The following is a 20,023-nucleotide window of genomic DNA, read 5'->3' as shown; positions in this document are numbered from 1 at the left end:
TCAGGCCTCCTCGGAGAACAGCGTGCGGCCCCACCAGTCGTCCCGGTCCCGGACGCCGGGCGGGACGGCGAAGACCGCCGAACTCACGTGCTGGATGTACTCGTTGAGCGCGTCGGAACGCGACAGGTTCCGCTGCACCGGGATGAACCCCTTGCGGACGTCGCGCTGGTACGCCAGGAAGAACAGGCCCGCTTCGAGGCGGCCGAGGCCGTCGGTGCCGTCGGTGAAGGAGTAGCCGCGGCGCAGGATGGTGGCGCCGTGGTTGGCGTCGGGGTGCGCGAGCCGGACGTGCGCGTCCGGCTTCATCGCCTTCAGGAACGGCTCGTCGTGCTCCTTGGCCTTGCCCACGGGGGCGCCCTCGCCCTTGTCCCGGCCGAAGACGTCCTCCTGCTCCTGGAGGGAGGTGCGGTCCCAGGTCTCGATGTTCATCCGGATGCGCCGGGCGACGAGGTAGGAGCCGCCGGTCATCCAGTCGGTGCCGTCGCCGTCGCCGACCCAGACGAACTTCTTCAGCCGGTCGGTCTCGGTGCCGGCGATGTTGCGGGTGCCGTCCTTGAAGCCCATCAGGTTGCGCGGGGTCTGCGCGTCCGGTGTGGTCGAGGAGGTCTTGCCGAAGCCGAGCTGGGACCAGCGGATGGCGACGGTGCCGAAGCCGATGCGGGCGAGGTTGCGGATGGCGTGCACGGCGACCTGCGGGTCGTCCGCGCACGCCTGGATGCACAGGTCGCCGTTGCTGCGGGCCTTGTCGAGGTTGTCGCCGGGGAACTGCGGCAGGTCGACGAGCGCCTCGGGCCGGCGGTCGGCGAGGTCGAACTTCTCGAACAGGGAGGGGCCGAAGCCGATGGTCAGGGTGAGCCGGGAGGGGCTGAGGCCCAGGGCCTCGCCGGTGTCGTCCGGCGGGGCCTCGGCCAGGCCGCCGTAGGCGCCGTCGCCGACCGCGTGCCCCGCGGTCATCCGGGAGGCCGCGCGGGTCCAGTCCTTCAGGAGCCGGACGAACGCCTCCCGGTCGTCGGTCTTGACGTCGAAGGCGGCGAAGTGCAGCCGGTCCTGGACGGCGGTGGCGATGCCGGCCTGGTGGGCGCCGTGGAAGGGCACCGCGCCGGAGGTGCCCGACCCGGCCGGGTCGACGTCGTCGCCGGTGCGGGTCATCGCGACCGCGCCGCCGGCCGCGGCGGCACCGAGCGCGAGCCCGGCCCCGCCCCAGCCGAGCAGGGAACGCCGGGACGGCGCGCGGCCGGTGTCGGCGGGTGCGGTGGGTTCCGTACTGTCCTGGGCGTTCGTCATGGTGGTGTTCCTCCGTCCGCGACTACTTGACGACGGCGGCGGCGAGCTTCGACAGGGGCTCGGCCAGCGCGTTGACGGCGTCCGACAGCTCCTTCTGCTGCTCCTCGCCGACCGTGTCGTAGGACACGAAGCCGTTCTGCGCCTTGTCCTTCGGGTCGTCCGAGCGGTGCGCGTCGAGCGTCTTGTCCAGTGCCGCGAACTGCTTGTCGAGCTCGGTGGTCAGCTCCTTGTCGTTCTCCGCGGCGACCGGCTTGAGCAGTTCGTAGGCCTTGCGCGCGCCGTCGACGTTGCCCTGGAAGTCGCTGAGGTCGGTGTGCGAGTAGCGGTCCTCCTCACCGGTGACCTTGCCGGTGGCGACCTCGTCGAGCAGTTCCTTGGCGCCGTTGGCCATGGAGGTGGGGGTGATGTCGGCCTTGCCGACCCGCTCCTGCCAGTCCAGCAGGTCGGTGACGAGCCGGTCGGCGAGCTTCTTCTGCTCGGCGCCGATCTTCCCGTCCTGCCACAGCGCCTTCTCCAGCGCGTGCCAGCCGGTCCACTTCTGGCCCTTCTCCAGGCCGTCGGCGCGGGTGTCGGTCTTGGGGTCGATGTCCCCGAAGGACTCGGCGATCGGCTCGGTGCGCTCCCAGCCCACCCGCGAGGGGGCGTAGGCGTTCTTGGCGGCCTCGACGTCGCCGTCCTTGATCGCGGCGGCGAACGTCCGCACCTTGGGGATCGTCGCGTCGGCCTGCTCCTGCGCGTACTCGCGGTAGGCGGCGACCGCCTTGTCCAGGCGGGGGTCGCGCCGGGCGACCTTCCCTCCGGTGACGGTGAGCTTCTGGCGCACGCCGCGGCCCTTCATGCCCGGCCGGCAGGCGATCTCGTACGAGCCGGCCTTCACCTCGGCGGTGAGCGTGTACCTGGTGCCGGGGCCGATGTTCTCCTTCTCGGAGACGATCCGGTCGTCGGGGAAGAGGATCTCCACCTCGGTGGCCTTCGACCCCTTGTTCTCGATCTTCAGCGTGACCTGGCCGGCCGGCACCGACGTCACCGAGGTGTCGCACGTGGTGTCGGCGGCGGTCACCCGGATCGCGTCACTGCTCTCGGCGTCGCTCTTCTCGGTGCAGCCCGTGACGGCGGCCAGAGCAGCCGCGGTGGCGGCGGCGGTGACAACGGAGAGTCGGACGGCTCGCATTCAGGCTCCAGAGAAGTCGGACAGACCACACGGCGGCTCCGCGTCGGCATGGTGAGGCTGACCTAACTTATCTGAGGCTTGCCTTGGTGGTACCCGGGGGTCCGGTGATTCACCTCTCACCGGCGCGCCGGGGAAACGGCGAGGTCACGGTGAATCCCATCGGAGGTCAAGGGAGGGTCAAGAGAAGGTCAAGAGACCGAGGGGAGGGGTGCGGTGCGGCGCCGCCCGGCCCGGTGCCGGGGCGGAGCCGTGCCGGGCACGCGACCCTCCGGCCGGGGCGGAGCGCGGGGGCCTGCGGCGGGGGACCCGGCCGCGGCCGGGGTGATGCTTGAATGCCCCCGTGACTGACTACGACGTGCTGCGGGTCTTCTGCGGGCCCGATGGCGGGTACGGCAACGAACTCGCGGTCGTGCGCGAGGGCTCGGTGCTGCCGGACCGGGCCGAGCGGCAGGAGTTCGCCGCGAAGCTCGGCTTCAGCGAGACCGTGTTCGTCGACGACCCCGAGCGCGGGGTGGTCGACATCTACACGCCGAGCCTGCGGCTGCCCTTCGCCGGGTACCCCTGCGTCGGGGTGGGCTGGCTGCTCGACGTGCCCGAACTGGTCACGCCCGCGGGCGTGGTGGGGGTGCGGCTGGACGGTGAGTTCAGCTGGATCGAGGCGCAGGCGGCCTGGGCCCCGCCGCGCACCCTGCGGCGCCACGCGTCCGCCGCGGAGGTCGACGCCCTCGACGTGCCGGAACCGGGGGAGTGGATCTACGCCTGGGCCTGGCAGGACGAGGCCGCCGGACGGGTCCGGGCCCGCGCGTTCCCCGGCCGCGGAGACGGCGTCGACGAAGACGAGGCCACCGGGGCGGCGGCCATCCTGCTCACCCAGGAACTCGGCCGCGCCCTCAACATCACCCAGGGCAGGGGCTCCCAGATCCTCACGGCTCCGCAGCCCCACGACTGGGTGGAGGTCGGCGGCCGGGTCCACCTGGAGCGCTGACCTCCCGGGCCGCGCTCCGGCGCCGGCGGCGGGAGGCTCACGCCGGGGTCGGGAACTCCGCGGCGAGATCCCCGAACACCGCGGTGTTCAGCGCGAACGCCCGCCTGCACTCCGCGACGATCCGCTCCTTCTCCCCGTCGTCGGCCGGCACCTCGTCCAGCAGCTCCCGGTAACCCCGCTTGAACGCGGCCGGGTTGGCGATGTCCTCGAACACGTAGAACCGGACGCCGTCGCCCTTGCGGGGAAAGCCCCAGGTCCGCTCGGCCGTCCCGCGGATGATCTGGCCGCCGGAGAGGTCGCCCAGGTAGCGGGTGTAGTGGTGCGCGACGTAGCCGCCGGGCCACGCGCGGGCGCACTGCGCGACCCGCTCCGCGTAGGCGCGGGTCGCGGGCAGCGCGCTGAGGGAGGCGCGCCAGTCGGGCCCCCGCAGGTGGGCGAGGTCCCGCTCCAGGGCCGGGCCGCGCAGCAGTTCGGGCCGCAGGAAGGGGCCCGCCACCGGATCGGCCGCCAGTCGCCCGGCGTCCGCCTCCAGCGCCGCGTACACGAACCACAGCTGCTCGGTGTAGCGCGCGTACGCCTCGATGCCCAGCCGGCCGCCGAGCAGGTCGCCCATGAACGCCGAGGTCTCCGCCTCGGTGTGCTGCTCGTGCGACGCGGTGCGGATGAGCGTCGAGAAGGGCGTGCTCGCCGGCGACACGGTGTCCGAGTCCGACGCGTTCATGGAGCCTCCGGGGCCGAGGGGAGGGGCGGGAGCTGGTGCGGGACGTCCGCATCCTGCTCGGTTAGGGTTACCTAAGTCAATGGCTTTCCGACACTCTGTCGGTAAACCTACCCCGATTATCCGGGTCGGCCACACGCGAGAGCCCGCCCTGTGGACAGGGCGGGCTCTCGGGATTTCACACGCCCGGTTCGACGGGCCGCGGGTGCGCGGACGCGGCGGGCGGGTCGGCGGCTACGGCAGCGTGAGGACCTCCGCGCCGGTGTCGGTGACGACGAGCGTGTGCTCGAACTGCGCCGTCCGGCGGCGGTCCTTGGTGACCACCGTCCACCCGTCGTCCCACATGTCGTATTCGTGGGTGCCCAGCGTCAGCATGGGTTCGATGGTGAAGGTCATGCCGGGCTGGATCACGGTCGTCGCGTGCGGGCTGTCGTAGTGCGGGATGATCAGCCCGGAGTGGAACGACGTGTTGATCCCGTGCCCGGTGAAGTCCCGCACGACCCCGTACCCGAACCGTTTGGCGTACGACTCGATGACCCGGCCGATGATGTTGATCTGCCGCCCCGGACGGACCGCCTTGATCGCGCGGGCGAGCGACTCGCGGGTCCGCTCCACGAGCAGCCGCGACTCCTCGTCCACGTCGCCCACCAGGTACGTGGCGTTGTTGTCGCCGTGCACGCCGCCGATGTAGGCCGTCACGTCGAGGTTCACGATGTCGCCGTCGCGCAGGACCGTGGAGTCCGGGATGCCGTGGCAGATGACCTCGTTGACGGACGTGCACAGCGACTTGGGGAAGCCGCGGTAGCCGAGGGTCGAGGGGTAGGCGCCGTGGTCGCACATGTAGGCGTGCGCGATGCGGTCCAGCTCGTCGGTGGTGACACCGGGCGCGATGGCCTTCGCGGCCTCGGCCATCGCCTGCGCGGCGATCCGCCCGGCGACGCGCATCGCCTCGATCGTCTCGGGGGTCTGCACCTCCGGTCCGGTGTACGGCGCGGGAGCGGGCTTCCCCACGTACGCGGGGCGCCTGATGTTTCCCGGCACGGGACGGGTGGGGGAGAGCTCCCCGGGTACGAGCAGCGACTGGCCAGACATGCCAGCGAGTCTAACCAGCCGTCCTGGGGGAACATGTCCCTGGCGAAAGGAGCTGGTGATGGCCCTGTTCAAGAAGCGGACGGCCGGCAAGCCCGGTGAGTGGTACTACTGCCTGGAGCACAAGAAGGTCGAGGAGGGCCCCGACTGCCCCGCCAAGGACCGCTTCGGCCCGTACACCTCCCGTGAGGAGGCGCAGCACGCGATGGAGACCGCGCGGGAGCGCAACCTCGAATGGGAGACGGACCCGAAGTGGCACGACGCCCCGAAGGCACCCGGCTCCGAGGACGGCTGACACCGGCCGGGCGCGGCGCGGGGACCGGGCCCGCCGCCCGGGCCTGACGCCGGCCGGCGGCACGGGGTGCGGCCCCGCGCAACCGCATCGTGCGCCGGGTTTCCGCCGCCCACGCCCCGGCCCGCGCCTTCCGGCGGGCGCGCGCGGCTCTCGGGCCCTCCCCGACGGCCGCGGCCGGACGCCGGAACGGCAGGGCCGGCCCCGGTCCGCCTCCGCTCCGGGGCGCGCCGGTCCGCCGTCCCAGGCGGCGGGACCGCCACCGCCCGTCCGGCGCCCCGCCGGTGGGCGCGGTCCCGGACGCGGCCGGCGAGCCCGTCCGGCCCGGACGCTCAGGAAGCCGCCGCCGGCCTCTCCCGCGGCTCCGGCGGCAGCGCCCCGGCGCGCAGCTCCCGCATCCGCCGGGCGTGTTCGTTCGTCCGCTCGTCGTAGCTCATCAGCCGGGGCAGCCCGAGCGCGAGGAGCCCCACCGCCGCGACACAGAGCGCGCCGCCCGCCCACACCGACGTCCGCACGGTCGTCAACGCGGCCATCCCGCCCGAACGCACCTGCCCGAGCTGCGGCCCGACGGAGTACGACAGCAACTCGATCCCCGCGAGGCGCCCGCGCAGTTCGTCCGGGATGGTCTTGTTCCAGATGGCGGCCCGGAAGATCCCGCTGACCATGTCGCAGCCGCCGGCCACGGCGAGGCAGAGCAGCACGGGCCAGACGCCGTGCACCAGCCCCGCGGCGACCATGGCCAGACCCCAGCAGGCCGCCGCGAGCGCCACCATCCGGCCGTGCCGGTGCACGCGCGTGGTCCACCCGCTGGTCAGGCTGACGACCAGCGCCCCCGCGGGAAGCGCGGCGTACATCAGCCCGAGCGACCAGGCCGCGTCCAGGTCGTCCGCGAGGAACGGCAGCACCGCGAGCGGCATCGCGAAGAACATCGCCGCCAGATCGACCGCGTACGTGCCGAGGAGTTCCTTGCGGCCCCAGGCGTAGCGGGCGCCCTCGGCGACGGACCGCAGCGACGGTCTCGCCGCCGCGTGGGAGGCGGGCGACGCGGCGATCCGGGCGATCACGGCCACCGACACGGCGAACGTCACCAGGTCCACGCCGTAGGCCCAGCCCGGCCCGGCGTACGCCACGACGACGCCCGCCAGCGCCGGGCCGGCCACGCCGCCCACCGTCCAGCGCAGCGAGTTCAGCGCGGCGGCGGCCGTCAGGTGCTCGTGGGCGACGATCCGCGGGGTGAGGGCGTCCATCGCCGGGCGCTGGACCGCGCTCAGCGCGGCGGACAGCGCGGCGATCGCGTAGAGGGGCCACACCGCCGGATGCGGCAGCGTCGCGTTGACGAGCAGGGCGGCGCACAGCACGCCCTGCCCGGCCTCCGTCGCCAGGATCAGCGCGCGCTTGTCCAGCGCGTCGGCGAGGGCGCCGCCGTACAGCCCGAAGACGATCAGCGGGACCAGTTCGGCGGCGCCGATCGCGCCGACCGCCGCCGCCGAGCCGGTCAGTTCCTTCATCTGCACCGGCAGCGCGACGAAGGTCAGGAAACTGCCGAAGCTCGTGACCAGACCCGCCACCCACATCCGCCGGAAGTCGGCGGACGTCCGCCAGGGCGCCAGATCGGGCAGCAGGGCGCGCGGCCGGGAAGCGGGGCTGTCATCACTCACGAGGGGACATGCTCGGACGAACCCGGGGGCCGGGCAAATGCTTTTCCCCGCCCCGCCCCGGGGCCACGGCCGGGCGCCGTCACCCCCGGGACGGGCTCGGAGGGCGCCGCGCGGGAGCGCGCACGGGCGGGGGCGGCGCGCCGTCACCGCGCCCGGAGGCGCGGGGCGGGACGCACGGGCGGCCCGGCCGCCCCGGCTACCAGCGGTACGACGGGGGTGCCGTGAGCTGCTCGACCAGGTGTGACAAGCGGTCACGCAGCCGCCGCCGGCCCCGTGGCGAGGGCGTCGCGCTCTCCCCGGCCGCCGCGCTGACCAGGTGCTGCACGGTGTCGAGGTCCAGCTCGGGATCGGGCGGCACGGCCAGCGACTCGTGGGCGAGCGCCGGCAGGTCACCGCCCGAGGCCGACAGGGCGAGGACGGTCGCCCCCGCGCGGCGGGCGTCGTGCACCCGCTCCAGCAGCGGGGCCCCGGGCGCGTCCGGCGCCACCACCAGCAGCGTCTCGCCGCGCCGGGCCGCCTCGATGCGCCCGAGCCCGACCGCCAGGTGCGGCGGGTCCGCCTCCCGGGCCCCGTGCCGCACCAGCGTCGGCGCCAGCTCCGGTGTCCCCGACCACGCCGCCTCGTCCACCAGGTGCGCCGCGAGGTGCCAGGGTTCGTACCGCTCGGAGCCGACCAGGAGCAGCCCGCCGCCGTGGGCCACCGCGGACCCGCGCAGGGTCCCTCCGAACCGGCGGGTGGCCTCCAGCCACTCGGTCCCGGCGAGCACCTCACGCAGCAATGCGACCCGAACGGCGTCCATGTCCGCATCCTGGCGCAACCGCCCCTCCGTGGCCCGGGGTTCACCGCGAATTCGCCCGACCCGGGGACGCGAGCGCACCCTCCGGCCCGGCCGGCGGCCCCGGAGGACTCCCCGTGACCGGTCCGAGCGGCACCGTCCGGCAGCGCGGCGGGACGCGGCCCGCACCGGCCGCCGGGGGGACGCCGCCGCCCGCCGCGTCCCGGTGTCCGCGCCCGGGTCACCGCCCGCGCCCGGGGCGCGGCACGCACCGGCACGCCGGAGCCCGTCGCCCGCACGTAGGGTCGGCGCATGACCTCTACTGACAGTGCACAGAAGGCCCCGGCCAAGGACCCCTGGGACCTGCCCGACGTGTCCGGGCTCGTCGTCGGCGTGCTCGGCGGCACCGGCCCGCAGGGCAAGGGCCTCGCCCACCGGCTCGCGCGGGCCGGCCAGAAGGTGATCATCGGCTCGCGCGCCGCCGACCGCGCGCGGAGCGCGGCCGCGGAACTCGGCGACGGCGTCGAGGGGGCCGACAACGCCGAGACCGCGCGCCGCAGCGACATCGTCATCGTCGCCGTTCCGTGGGAGGGCCACGGCGACACCCTCGCGGCGCTGCGCGAGGAACTGTCCGGGAAGCTCGTCGTCGACTGCGTCAACCCGCTCGGCTTCGACAAGAAGGGCGCCTACGCGCTGAAGCCGGAGGAGGGCAGCGCCGCGGAGCAGGCCGCGGCCCTGCTGCCCGCCTCGCGGGTCACCGCCGCCTTCCACCACCTCTCCGCCGTGCTGCTCGCCGACCCGGGGATCGAGCGGATCGACACCGACGTGATGGTCCTCGGCGAGGAGCGCGCCGACGTCGAGATCGTCCAGGCGCTCGCCGGCCGCATCCCCGGGATGCGCGGCGTCTTCGCGGGCCGGCTGCGCAACGCGCACCAGGTCGAGTCCCTCGTCGCCAACCTGATCTCGGTGAACCGGCGCTACAAGGCCCACGCCGGCCTGCGCGTGACGGACGTGTAGGACCGCGGAGGACCGGACCTCCGCCGGGCCGGGGCCCGGCGCGGGCGGTCCGCGGACGGCCGCCGGGCGCGGGTGGGGGACACTGGGGGGCAAGCAGTGTCCCCCCGACAGGAGCCCCCATGCCCCGCCTCGCCCTCTACGCCCTCGCCGTCTGCGTCCTGTCCGTGGCCGCGGCCGTCGTCTCGTTCGTCCAGGGGAGCTGGCTGGGCGTCGTGTGGGTGCTGCTCGCGGGCCTGTCGTCCAACATGACCTGGTACTACGCCCGCCGCGGCCGGATGCGCGGCGACTCCGGCCGGGTCAGCGGCTGACGGTGCAGAAGGGGTCGGAGCCGTCCCAGAAGCGGTAGAGGTCCTGACCGCAGTACCGCTCCACGTCGTCGATGCCGAGCCCGCCCAGGATCGCGTGGACCGCGTCGAAGAACGCGGTGTTCACCGACGGGATCCACAGCACCGCGAACACCGCGAGCAGACCGAACGGCGCGAACGGCTCGACCTGGCGCCGCACCCCGTAGGACAGCCAGGGCTCGATCACGCCGTAGCCGTCGAGGCCCGGGACCGGCAGGAAGTTCAGGATCGCCGCCGTCACCTGGAGCAGCGCGAGGAACGCCAGCGCGTACCGGAACGCGTCCGGCACGCCGTCCAGGCCGCCCAGCCAGAACGGCGCCGTGCACACGATCGCGAACAGCACGTTCGTCAGCGGCCCGGCCGCCGAGATCAGGCTGTGCCGCCAGCGCCCCTGGATGCGGTTGCGCTCGATGAACACCGCGCCGCCGGGCAGACCGATCCCGCCCATGATCACGAAGATCACCGGCAGCACGATGCTCAGCAGGGCGTGCGTGTACTTCAGGGGGTTCAGCGTCAGATAGCCCTTGGCGCCGATGGAGATGTCGCCGCTGTGCAGGGCGGTGCGCGCGTGGGCGTACTCGTGCAGGCACAGGGAGACGATCCAGGCGGCCGTCACGAAGAGGAAGACGGCCACACCGGGCTGCTCGGCGAACCCGGTCCAGGTCGCCCAGCCGGTCACCGCCATGACGGCCACGATCCCGACGAAGACGGGGCTGATCCTCCGGTCGCTGCGGCGTGTCGCGGCGGTGGTCATGGGGCTCCCTGCACTGGATGGACCGACGGCCCGGGTGTGCGGGCCTGCCCGACCGTACCGGGCTCACGCGGAGAACGTCTCGCCGTGTCCCCCGGGTTCCGGGGGAGGGCGGGGTCCGCGGCCCTCGCCGGCCGGTCCGCGCACGGGCGCCCCGGAGGGCCCGCGCCCCGACGCGCGGCGGCCGCCGTCCCGGCCGGCGCCGCGCCCGCCCCTGCCGCGCCCGGATCGGGCGGGCCCCGCGGCCGCGCCCCGCACCACCGGAGACAATGGACCCCGTGCGCTACCGCATCCTCGGAACCACCCAGGCAGTCCGGCCCGACGGAACGGCCGTCCCGGTCGGCGGGGCGCGGCTGCGCGCCCTGCTGACGGTGCTCGCGCTGCGGCCCGGACGGACCGTCCCGGCGAGCGTGCTGGTCGACGAGGTGTGGGACGGCGCCCCGCCCGCCGACGCGCCCGGCGCGCTCCAGGCGCTGGTGGGGCGGCTGCGCCGGGCGCTCGGCGCGGACGCCGTGCGGTCGGCCGAGGGCGGCTACCGGCTCGCGGCCGACCCCGACGACGTCGACCTGCACTGCTTCGAGCGGCTCGCCGCGGAGGGCACCCGCGCCCTGGCCGACGGCGACCCCGCCGGGGCGGTCGCCCTCCTGGACGACGCCCTCGCCCTCTGGCAGGGCCCGGCCCTCGCCGACCTGCCGGACCGGGCCGCCGAGTCCGTCCGCCGGGAGGCCCGGCGGCTGGACGCCCAGCGGGCCCGGCTGGCCGCCGCCCTCGCCCTCGGCCGCGCCGAGCAGGTCCTGCCCGAGCTGACCGCCCTGTGCGACCTGCACCCGCTGGACGAGCCGCTGCACGTGCTGCGGCTGCGCGCGCTGCGGGACGCCGGCCGGTCCGCCGCCGCGCTCGCCGCCTACGCGTCCGTCCGCGCCCTGCTCGCCGACCGCCTGGGCTCCGATCCGGGACCGGAGCTGCGCGCCCTGCACGCCGAGCTGCTCACCGGCGGCACCGCCCCGGAACCGGCCCGCGCGCCCGGCCGGAGCGTGCCGGGAGCCGCCGACGCGGCGGCCCGCCCCGCCGCGGACGCCCGCGCCGGCGTCCCGGCCCCCGGCGCCGCGGCCCCGCGGACCGCGTCCGGCGCCCCGTCGGGCGGCGGCCTCGCCGTCCACCCGGCCGGCGGCGCCGGAGGCGCGGACGGCCCCACGGCCCCCCAGGCCCAGGCCCCGGCACCGTCCCGGAACGGCGCCGGGCCCGGCACGCCCCCCGCCGTCCCCGAGCCGCAGCCCCCGGTGCCCCTTTCGGCCCCGCCCGGCAACCTGCGGGCCCGGCTCACCTCGTTCGTCGGCCGCGAGACCGACCTCGACGCCCTGCGCGCCGACCTCGCGGGCGCCCGGCTCGTGACGCTGCTCGGTCCCGGCGGGGCCGGCAAGACCCGGCTGTCGCAGGAGGCCGCCGAGTCGCTGGCCCCGGTGCTTCCGGACGGCGTGTGGCTGGCCGAACTCGCCCCCGTGGACGACCCCAAGGACGTGCCCGAGGCCGTGCTGACCGCCGTCGGCGCCCGGGAGACCGTGCTGCGCGGCGCGGGGGCCGAGGAGATGCGGGCCGTGGCCGAGCGGCACGACGACCCGCTCACCCGGCTCGCCGAGCACTGCGCCCGGCGCCGCATGCTGATCGTCCTGGACAACTGCGAGCACGTCGTGGACGCCGCCGCCCACCTCGCCGAGGCCCTCCTGGAACGCTGCCCGGGGCTGACGGTGCTCGCCACCAGCCGGGAACCGCTCGGCGTGCCGGGCGAGGTGCTGCGCCCGGTGGAACCGCTGCCGGAGCCGGTCGCGCTGCGGCTGCTCGCCGACCGCGGCGGCGCCGCCCGCCCCGGCTTCCGCGTCGAGGACGATCCGGAGTCGTCCGCCGAGATCTGCCGCCGCCTCGACGGCCTCCCGCTCGCCATCGAACTCGCCGCCGCCCGGCTGCGGATGCTCAGCGCGCGGCAGATCGCGGACCGGCTCGACGACCGGTTCCGGCTGCTGACCTCCGGCAGCCGCACCGTGCTGCCCCGCCAGCAGACGCTGCGGGCCGTCGTCGACTGGTCCTGGGACCTGCTCGACGCGGAGGAACGGGACGCTCTCGGCCGGCTGTCCGTCTTCGCGGGGGGCTGCGGACCGGCCGGCGCCGAGGCCGTGTGCGGTCCCGCCGCGCTGCCCGTGCTCGGTTCGCTCGTCGACAAGTCCCTGGTCGTGGCATCCCCCTCGGGCGGGCACGGGATGCGCTACCGGCTCCTGGAGACCGTCGCCGAGTACGCGGCGGAACGCCTCGACGCCTCCGGCGCCCGCGCGGCCGCCGAGCGCGCCCACCTCACGTACTACCGCGAACTGGCCCGCACCACCGATCCACTGCTGCGCGGCCCCGGGCAGCGCGCCGCCATCGACCTGATCGAGCGCGAGTACGAGAACCTGCGCACCGCCCTGCGGCGCGCCGTCGCCGCCCGGGACGAGCAGGAGGCGCTCTGCATGGTGCTCTCGCTGGCCTGGTACTGGCAGATCCGCGACCAGCGCCTCGACGCGCGCGCCTGGTCCGCCGAGGTGATGGCGCTCGGCCCGGACCCGTTCCGGCCGCCCGCCGTCCGGGTCGCCCCGGTGTACGAGCGGTGCACGGACGCGCCGCCGCCGATGCGCCCGGAGATCCTCGACGAGGCCCGGCGCGGGGTCCACCTGTTCCATCTTGCCTACATGGACATGGACATGGCGGCCTGGCAGACCCCCGGGGCGCAGGAGAAGCTCCGCACGATCGCCGCCAGCTACGAACCCGGCGCGCCGCAGACCTGCCGCAGCCCCGGCAGCCTGTGGTTCTTCGCGGTGCTGCTCACCGGCACGCTGGAGCAGGTCACCGAGGTCGTCGACGCCTCGGTGCGCACCTGCCGCGAACTCGGCTCCGCGTGGGAGCTGGCCGCCGCCCTCCAGATGCGCGCCAACATCCTCGCCAACCGCGCGGACCTGGCCGGCGACGCCGCCGCGGACGCCGACGAGGCCCTGGAGATCTTCATCCGGCTGGGCGACGCCTGGGGAGCGGCCGAGTCGCTGTCCGCCCGCGGCGAGGCCCACGAACGCACCGGCGACCACGCCGCCGCGGCGGCGGACTACGCGGAGGCCGCCCGGCACGCCGAACGGCTCGGCGCCCGCGCCCAGCAGGCGGTGCTGACCGTCCGGCTCGCCGGCATGCACATCGAGCTGGGGGACGCCGCACGCGGCGAGCGGATGCTCCGCGAGGTGCTGGCCGACCGCGACGGCGCGCACAACGAGGCGATGCCCGCGGCCCGGCTGTTCCTCACCACCTGGCTCGGCCGCAGCAACCGCGTCGCCGAGGCGCGTGAGCAGCTGCGGCTGCTGCGGGAGCAGTTCGGGGCCGTCTCGTTCGCGGTCTTCGACGGGTTCGTGGTGGGCCTGGACGCCTGGCTGGACACCGTCGAGGGTCACCACGCCGGCGCCCTGGACAAGGCGCGCCGGGCGCTGGCGCAGTCCCTGGACCCGCTGGCGCGGATGATCGCGCCGCACATGACCTCGGCGCATCTGACCACCGCGGCCATAGCGCTCGGCGGGCTGGACGGCGGCCGGCGGGTCCGGGACGCCGCACGGCTGCTCGGCGCCGCCGACGGTCTGCTGCCGCCGGGCTACGTCGCCGGGCCGATGGAGGCCGAGGTGCGCCGGCGGGCCGAGGCGGGCGCGCGGGCCCTGCTGGACGAGGCGGCGTTCGCCTCGGCGTACGCGGAGGGCGGCGGCCTCTCCGAGGAGGAGGCCGCCGCCCTCGTCTGACCCGGCGTGCGCCGCGAGCACGGCGTCGGGCACCGGGGCGGGAGCTCCCCGCCGAGCGCGGCGGTGCCGGCCGGGGAGGGCAGGGGCCCGCCCCGGGCGTCACGCCTTGGTGCGGAACTTGTGGATCGCGATCGGCGCCATCACGGCGGTGAGTCCGGCGGTCCAGGCGAGGGTCACCCACAGGTCGTGGGCGACCGGACCGCCGACCATCAGGCCGCGCGCGGCGTCCGCGAGGGCCGACAGCGGGTTGTAGTCGGTGAAGGTCTGCAGCCAGCCCGGCATGGTCCCGGTCGGCGAGAAGATCGACGAACCGAACTGGAGGGGCATCAGGACGAGGAAGCCCATCGCCTGCACGGACTGCGCGTTCTTCATGGTCACGCCCAGCACCAGGAAGATCCACATCAGGGCGGAGCCGAACAGCGTCGCGAGGCCGACGGCGGCGAACAGGCCCGGCCAGTTCTCGACGTCGAATCCGACGAGCACGCCGACGACGAGGAGGACCGTCGTGGCGACGAGCATGCGCAGCAACTCCACCACGATCTTGGCGAAGAGCACGGAGCCCTGGCCGATCGGCAGGGTGCGGAAGCGGTCCATGACGCCGGTGTGGAAGTCCTGGTTGAACCCGGTGCCGACGGCCGTGGCGATGTTCATGCCCATCATGGCGAGCAGGCCGGGCACCACGTACTGCACGTACTGCTGCTGCCCGCCGCCCAGCGACTGGCCGATGGAGCCGCCGAAGACGAACACGAAGAGCAGGGTGAAGACCACCGGCATCAGGACCGCGTCGAACATCGACTCGGGGTCCTGGCGGATCCACAGCAGGTTGCGGCGGACCAGGGCGCCGACGTGGCGCGCGTGCGCGCGCGGCGAGATGCGCGCGTCGCCCTCGACGGCGAGCGGGGTTTCGGCGACGGCGGTGCTCATGCGGAGACCTCCTCGTAGGCGCGGGCGGGGATCTCGTCCTGCGGGGCACTGGCCTTGTGGCCGGTGAGGGACAGGAACACCTCGTCCAGACTGGGCAGTTCGGTGGAGATGGCGGCGATGGATGCCGCGTGCGCTGACCGCGCCGACGACGGCGGTGAGCTGTTCGTCGCTGAGGACCGGGACGAGCACGCTGCCGGTCTCGGTGTCCACGGTCGTCGTCGCGAGGCCGGTGAGCCCCGCCTCGTCGAACAGGTCGGCCAGCGGGCGCAGGTGCAGCGGGTCCAGCGGCCGGATGCGCAGGGTGCGCCCGCCGACGCGCGCCTTCAGCTCGTCGATCAGGCCGCCGGCGATGACCTTGCCGCGGTCGATGACGGTCAGCTCGGCGGCCAGTTGCTCGGCCTCCTCCATGTACTGGGTGGTGAGCAGCACGGTGACACCGTCGGCGACCATGCGCTTGACCTCCTGCCACACCTCGTTGCGGGTGCGGGGGTCGAGCCCGGTCGTCGGCTCGTCCAGGTACAGCACGGCCGGGTTGCCGATCATGGACGCGGCCAGGTCGAGCCGGCGGCGCATCCCGCCGGAGTAGGTGGCGGCGGGCCGCTTGGCGGCGTCGGTCAGCGAGAAGCGCTCCAGCAGCTCGTCGGCCCGCCGGCGGGCGTCCTTGCGGGACAGGTCGAGCAGCCGGCCGATCATGTAGAGGTTCTCCCAGCCGGGCAGCTTCTCGTCGACCGAGGCGTACTGGCCGGTGAGCCCGATCACCCGGCGCAGCTGCCGGGGCTGCCTCAGCACGTCGTACCCGGCGACGGTGGCCTGCCCGGCGTCCGGGGTGACCAGGGTGGACAGGCAGCGGACGAGGGTGGTCTTGCCAGCGCCGTTGGGGCCGAGCACGCCGAGGACGGTGCCTTCGCGCACCTCCAGGTCGACGCCGTCCAGCGCCTTGGTCTCGCCGTAGTGCTTGACCAGCCCCCGTACGGTGACGGCGCTGCGGCCGGTCGCAGCGTGTCGGGACGTGTTGTCGATTCGCGTCATGCCGACCACGGTGCCGGTGCCCACCGACAAACGGCCGACAGGACGCCGACAGCCCGCCGGCCGCCGCCGACAGGTCGCCGACAGCCGGCCGGTGCGGCGCGGGCCGAGGGGGCTCCCGGGGCGCGCGGCCACGGCGCGGGCGGTTCGCGGCCCGAGGGCGTCCGCGCCCGAGGAGGGCCCGGACCCGGCTGATCCGGCGCCCCGCCGGCCGCGGGAGGAGGTGTGCGCAGGAGCGCCCGGAAAGGCGGCAGCCCGCCGACGGGGGAAGATCGGCGGGCTGCCGTGGTGCCGCAGTGGCTCGTGGGCCCGGCGTGCCGGGCATTGCCTCGGACGGTGACCCGAGGGGGTGTCCCGGGGGTCGGCGTTCACCCCGCCGCGACGCCCGGCGCGCTCGCCCGCCGCACCGGGTACGGGGTCCGGGGGACGTCCGGGACGAGGGCGGTGCACCCGGCGCGCGCGGAGCGCGCACCGGATGCCGCTCGCCGACGGGCGGACGCCGCCCGAGGGGCCCTAGTGGACCGCGTGCTCGTCCAGCGGGAACGTCCCGCCGACCACGTCCTCGGCGAACGACCGGGCCGCGTCGCCCATCACCCGGCGCAGGTCGGCGTACTTCTTGACGAACTTCGGCACCCTGCCGTCGGTCAGCCCGAGCATGTCGGTCCACACCAGGACCTGCGCGTCGGTCTCCGCACCGGCGCCGATGCCGACGGTGGGGATGTGCAGCGTGCGCGTGACCTCGGCCGCCAGCTCCGCCGGGACCAGTTCCAGGACGACGGCGAAGGCGCCCGCGTCCTGGACCGACTTGGCGTCCCGCAGCAGCTGCTGCGCGGCCTCCTCGCCGCGGCCCTGCACCCGGTAGCCCATCGCGTTCACGGACTGCGGGGTGAGGCCGATGTGCGCCATCACCGGGATGCCGGACTCCACCAGCAGTTCGATCTGGCGGTGCGAGCGCTCGCCGCCCTCCAGCTTGACCGCGCCGACCCCGGCCTCCTTGACCAGCCGGGTCGCCGAGCGCAGCGCCTGGACCGGACCCTCCTGGTAGGAGCCGAAGGGCAGGTCGCCGACGATCAGGGCCCGGCGGGTGCCCCGTACGACCGCGGCGGACAGCATGGTCATCTCGTCCAGGGTGACCGGGACGGTGGTCTCGTAGCCCAGGTGGCAGTTGCCGGCCGAGTCGCCGACGAGCATGACCGGGATGCCGGCCTCGTCGAAGACCGAGGCGGTCATCGCGTCGTAGGCGGTCAGCATGGGCCACTTCTCGCCGCGCTCCTTGGCGGCGGTGATGTCGCGCACCGTGATGCGGCGGGTGCTCTTGCCGCCGTACAGCGCCTTGCCGCCGTCGGCGGACTTGAGGGCACCCTTCGCGGACTGCTCGGGGGCAGCCGAAAGCTGCGTCATCGCAACGGCTCCTTCTGTCATCTCGAGGCGCCCTGACGGCGTCCCCGGATCACCCCCATGGTGGCACCTGACGGCACGCGCGGCTAGACCGGGCCCGCCGGCCCGGGTGTCTGCCGCGCCACGCCGCTCCCCGGCGCGCCGCCGGGCCGGTCCCGGCCCCGTCCCCGGCGGGGCGCGCCGTGCCGTCCCCGCCGTGCCCCGTCCCCGGCGGGCGGGGACGGGGCCGGGGGCCGTGCCGATCGTAAGTTCTGCGTAAAGCATTTCCGATACGAGACGGTGCCGTATCGAATTACGTCTAGGGTGGTCGCCATGACAACCTCCGCTCCTCCGTCCGGCACGGGTGTCCCCGAGGCGGTGCACCGGCGCCGCTGGGCGATCCTCGGCGTGCTCATGCTCAGCCTGCTGATCGTGGTGCTCGACAACTCCATCCTGAACGTCGCGATCAAGACGATCTCGACCCCGGCGCCCACCGGTCTCGGCGCCACCCAGGGCGAGCTGGAGTGGGCCATCAACGCCTACACCCTCGTCTTCGCCGGCCTGCTGTTCACGGCCGGCCTCCTCGGCGACCGGCTCGGCCGCAAGAAGGTCCTGCTCGCCGGCCTCGCCGTGTTCGGCCTCGGCTCCGCGCTGGCCGCCGAGTCCGGCTCACCGGTGCAGCTGATCGTCTTCCGCGCGGTGATGGGTCTGGGCGCCGCCTTCGTCATGCCCGCGACCCTCGCCGTCCTGATGAACGTCTTCGAGCGCGACGAGCAGCCCAAGGCCATCGGCATCTGGGCCGGCGGCGTCGGGCTCGCCATCGCCATCGGGCCGATCACCGGCGGCGTGCTGCTGGACCACTTCTGGTGGGGGTCGGTCTTCCTCGTCAACGTGCCGATCGTGGTCCTCGCGATCGGCCTGATGATCTGGCTGGTCCCCGACTCCCGCGACCCGAGCCCCGGACGCATCGACCCGATCGGCGTCGTCCTCTCGGTCGTCGGCCTCGTCCTGCTCGTCTACGGCATCATCAAGGGCGGCCAGCTGGCCGACTTCACCGACCCGCAGGTCCTCGCGACCACCGGTGCCGGCCTCGCGGTCCTCGTCGGCTTCGTCGTCTTCGAGAAGCGCAGCGACCACCCGTCGATCGACGTCACCCACTTCCGCAACAAGGTCTTCTCGGCCGCCATCTCCGCCATCGCGCTGGTCTTCTTCGCTCTCATGGGCGTGACCTTCTTCTCGGTCTTCTACACCCAGAGCGTGCGGGGCTACTCGCCGCTCCAGACCGGTCTGCTGATGCTTCCGCTGGCCGTCGCCCAGCTCGTCTTCGCGCCCCGCGCCCGGCTGGTCGTCGACCGCTTCGGCAACCGGGCCACCTGCACCGCCGGCCTGCTGACCATCGCCGCGATGCTCGCCGCGTTCGCCACGCTGGAGGCCGACACCCCGATCTGGATCCTGGAGGTCGTCTTCTTCCTGATGGGCACCGGGATGGCGCACATCATGACGCCCACCAGCGTCGTCATCATGCAGGCCCTGCCCCGCGAGAAGGCGGGCTCCGCCTCCGCCCTCAGCAACACCTTCCGCCAGGTCGGCGGCGCCCTCGGCATCGCCGTCCTCGGCTCCGTGCTCTCCACGGCCTACCGCAACGGCATCGAGGACAAGCTCGCCCTCGTCCCCGCCCCGCTGCGGCACACCGCCGGCGAGTCGATCGAGGCGACGCTCGGCGTCGCCGCCGGGCTCGGCCCGCGGGGCAGCGCCCTCGTCGCCCCGGCGAACGACGCCTTCCTGCACGCCATGCACGTCACCGCCCTGTGCGGCGCCGGCGTCGCGGTCCTCGGCGCGGTCGTCGTCGCGCTCTTCCTGCCCGGCCGCCCCCCGGCCCCCCAGGAGAGCGCGGAGCAGGCCGAGTTGGTGACGGCCGCGGACGGGCGGACCGGACAGGACTGAGGCCGGCCCGCGCCGGGGGACGGACGGGCGGGAGGGTCCACGGACCCGCGCCGTGCGGAGCGGCGGGCGCCTCCCCGCCCGGGGCGGGTGCCCGCCCGTTCCGCCCACCGGGGACAATGACAGCAGGCAGACGACGGGAACGGAGTTCGACGTGAGCCTCGCGGAAGGCCCGGACAGGCAGGGCTGCCCCGGCCGGGGAAGGCCCCGGAGCGAGGCCGTGGAGCGCGCCATCATCGAGGGTGTGATGAAGCTGCTCGAAGAGGGCGTGCCGCTCGCCGACCTCTCCATCGAGCGGCTCGCCCGCACCGTCGGCGTCGGCAAGGCGACCATCTACCGCCGCTGGAGCGGCAAGGACGAACTCTTCGTCGACGTGATGCGCGCCGCCGAGCCGCAGGACCCCGAACTCCCCGGCGTCTCCATGCGCGACGACCTCGTCGTCCTGCTCGAATCGCTGCGCCGCCGCGGCCTGGTCAGCCGCTCCTCGGCGATCCTGCACAACGTGCACGCCCAGATGAAGAGCAACCCCCGGCTGTGGGCCGCCTACGACGCGATGGTCATCGCGCCCCGCCGCCGGCTCGGCTACGAGGTGCTGCGCCGCGGCCAGCGCGACGGCGAACTGCGCGACGACGTCGACATCGAACTCCTCAACGACATGTTCGTCGGCCCGCTGCTCGTGCGGACCGTGCTGCGTCCCGAGACCGACCTCCCCGAGGGCCTCGCCGAACAGGTCGTCGACACGCTCCTGGAGGGCCTGCGCCCCGCCCGGCCGTGACAGGGCCCCCTCCTGACGGTGCGTATGTGCGCGTTTCGTCACAGAGGGCGCAGTGCGGGCCGTCCCGCGGAACTCCGGACGCGACGTCGTTCGTCCCCT

General features: G+C 74.6%; 16 protein-coding genes and 1 pseudogene. 7 read left to right on the top strand and 10 right to left on the bottom strand.

Features of this window, described 5'->3' with window-relative positions; all coding sequences use genetic code 11:
• Both efeB and efeO read right to left on the bottom strand, forming a co-directional pair.
• Positions 1-1,284 (bottom strand): iron uptake transporter deferrochelatase/peroxidase subunit, encoded by a 1,284-nt coding sequence (efeB, locus tag ACGFS9_RS13560; protein ID WP_393252958.1) that lies wholly within the window; start codon positions 1,282-1,284, stop codon positions 1-3.
• 22 nt (positions 1,285-1,306) lie between these two features.
• Complete coding sequence (gene efeO, locus ACGFS9_RS13555) at positions 1,307-2,455, bottom strand: iron uptake system protein EfeO (RefSeq protein ID WP_393252956.1); 1,149 nt, start codon at positions 2,453-2,455, stop codon at positions 1,307-1,309.
• Between the two features lie 340 nt (positions 2,456-2,795).
• Here efeO and ACGFS9_RS13550 point away from each other — a divergent pair, with 340 nt between their 5' ends.
• Complete coding sequence (locus ACGFS9_RS13550; RefSeq protein ID WP_393252953.1) at positions 2,796-3,440, top strand: PhzF family phenazine biosynthesis protein; 645 nt, start codon at positions 2,796-2,798, stop codon at positions 3,438-3,440.
• A gap of 37 nt (positions 3,441-3,477) precedes the next feature.
• Here ACGFS9_RS13550 and ACGFS9_RS13545 read toward each other — a convergent pair whose 3' ends face one another.
• The gene (locus tag ACGFS9_RS13545) at positions 3,478-4,161 is read right to left on the bottom strand and encodes a heme oxygenase (biliverdin-producing) (protein ID WP_393252951.1); all 684 of its coding nucleotides are present in this window, start codon (positions 4,159-4,161) and stop codon (positions 3,478-3,480) included.
• Positions 4,162-4,392: 231 nt separating this feature from the next.
• Positions 4,393-5,250 carry a type I methionyl aminopeptidase gene (map, locus tag ACGFS9_RS13540; protein WP_393252950.1) on the bottom strand — a complete coding sequence of 286 codons (858 nt, stop codon included), beginning with the start codon at positions 5,248-5,250 and terminating at the stop codon, positions 4,393-4,395.
• 58 nt (positions 5,251-5,308) lie between these two features.
• Here map and ACGFS9_RS13535 point away from each other — a divergent pair, with 58 nt between their 5' ends.
• The gene (locus tag ACGFS9_RS13535; protein ID WP_393252948.1) at positions 5,309-5,542 is read left to right on the top strand and encodes a hypothetical protein; all 234 of its coding nucleotides are present in this window, start codon (positions 5,309-5,311) and stop codon (positions 5,540-5,542) included.
• Between the two features lie 329 nt (positions 5,543-5,871).
• On the opposite strand, the gene ACGFS9_RS13530 is transcribed toward ACGFS9_RS13535, so the two are convergent.
• Both ACGFS9_RS13530 and ACGFS9_RS13525 read right to left on the bottom strand, forming a co-directional pair.
• Positions 5,872-7,197, bottom strand: a complete 1,326-nt coding sequence (locus ACGFS9_RS13530; RefSeq protein WP_393252946.1) for an MFS transporter — start codon at positions 7,195-7,197, stop codon at positions 5,872-5,874.
• Between the two features lie 196 nt (positions 7,198-7,393).
• Entirely contained in the window at positions 7,394-7,996 is a 603-nt protein-coding gene (locus ACGFS9_RS13525) for a hypothetical protein (RefSeq protein WP_393252944.1), read from the bottom strand.
• A gap of 288 nt (positions 7,997-8,284) precedes the next feature.
• Between ACGFS9_RS13525 and npdG the strand changes: the two genes are divergently transcribed.
• Together npdG and ACGFS9_RS13515 are read left to right on the top strand one after the other, a co-directional pair.
• Positions 8,285-8,989, top strand: coding sequence for an NADPH-dependent F420 reductase (gene npdG / locus ACGFS9_RS13520; RefSeq protein ID WP_393252942.1), 705 nt, complete (start codon positions 8,285-8,287; stop codon positions 8,987-8,989).
• A 119-nt stretch (positions 8,990-9,108) separates the two neighbouring features.
• Entirely contained in the window at positions 9,109-9,297 is a 189-nt protein-coding gene (locus ACGFS9_RS13515; RefSeq protein ID WP_393252940.1) for a hypothetical protein, read from the top strand.
• On the opposite strand, the gene ACGFS9_RS13510 is transcribed toward ACGFS9_RS13515, so the two are convergent.
• Positions 9,287-10,087 (bottom strand): site-2 protease family protein, encoded by an 801-nt coding sequence (locus tag ACGFS9_RS13510; protein ID WP_393252938.1) that lies wholly within the window; start codon positions 10,085-10,087, stop codon positions 9,287-9,289. The genes ACGFS9_RS13515 and ACGFS9_RS13510 overlap by 11 nt on opposite strands.
• 266 nt (positions 10,088-10,353) lie before the next feature.
• Here ACGFS9_RS13510 and ACGFS9_RS13505 point away from each other — a divergent pair, with 266 nt between their 5' ends.
• Complete coding sequence (locus ACGFS9_RS13505) at positions 10,354-13,881, top strand: BTAD domain-containing putative transcriptional regulator (protein WP_393252936.1); 3,528 nt, start codon at positions 10,354-10,356, stop codon at positions 13,879-13,881.
• Between the two features lie 99 nt (positions 13,882-13,980).
• On the opposite strand, the gene ACGFS9_RS13500 is transcribed toward ACGFS9_RS13505, so the two are convergent.
• From ACGFS9_RS13500 to panB, 3 genes and pseudogenes are all read right to left on the bottom strand, one after another.
• Entirely contained in the window at positions 13,981-14,805 is an 825-nt protein-coding gene (locus ACGFS9_RS13500; RefSeq protein ID WP_393252934.1) for an ABC transporter permease, read from the bottom strand.
• Positions 14,802-15,834, bottom strand: a pseudogene (locus ACGFS9_RS13495) (ATP-binding cassette domain-containing protein). Before ACGFS9_RS13495 ends, ACGFS9_RS13500 begins: the two are co-directional and overlap by 4 nt.
• Positions 15,835-16,344: 510 nt before the next feature.
• A complete protein-coding gene (gene panB, locus ACGFS9_RS13490) occupies positions 16,345-17,232 on the bottom strand; it encodes a 3-methyl-2-oxobutanoate hydroxymethyltransferase (protein ID WP_393252932.1) in 888 nt (295 codons plus the stop codon).
• Positions 17,233-17,541: 309 nt separating this feature from the next.
• Between panB and ACGFS9_RS13485 the strand changes: the two genes are divergently transcribed.
• The gene (locus tag ACGFS9_RS13485; protein WP_393252931.1) at positions 17,542-19,152 is read left to right on the top strand and encodes an MFS transporter; all 1,611 of its coding nucleotides are present in this window, start codon (positions 17,542-17,544) and stop codon (positions 19,150-19,152) included.
• 151 nt (positions 19,153-19,303) lie between these two features.
• Entirely contained in the window at positions 19,304-19,924 is a 621-nt protein-coding gene (locus tag ACGFS9_RS13480; RefSeq protein WP_393252930.1) for a TetR/AcrR family transcriptional regulator, read from the top strand.
• The last annotated feature ends 99 nt before the right edge of the window (positions 19,925-20,023 follow it).

Source organism: Streptomyces sp. NPDC048566 (genome assembly GCF_043199735.1).
GTDB lineage: Bacteria > Actinomycetota > Actinomycetes > Streptomycetales > Streptomycetaceae > Streptomyces.
Note: the sequence above shows the minus strand (reverse complement) of the source record. Positions and strands in the feature narration are given on the sequence as shown.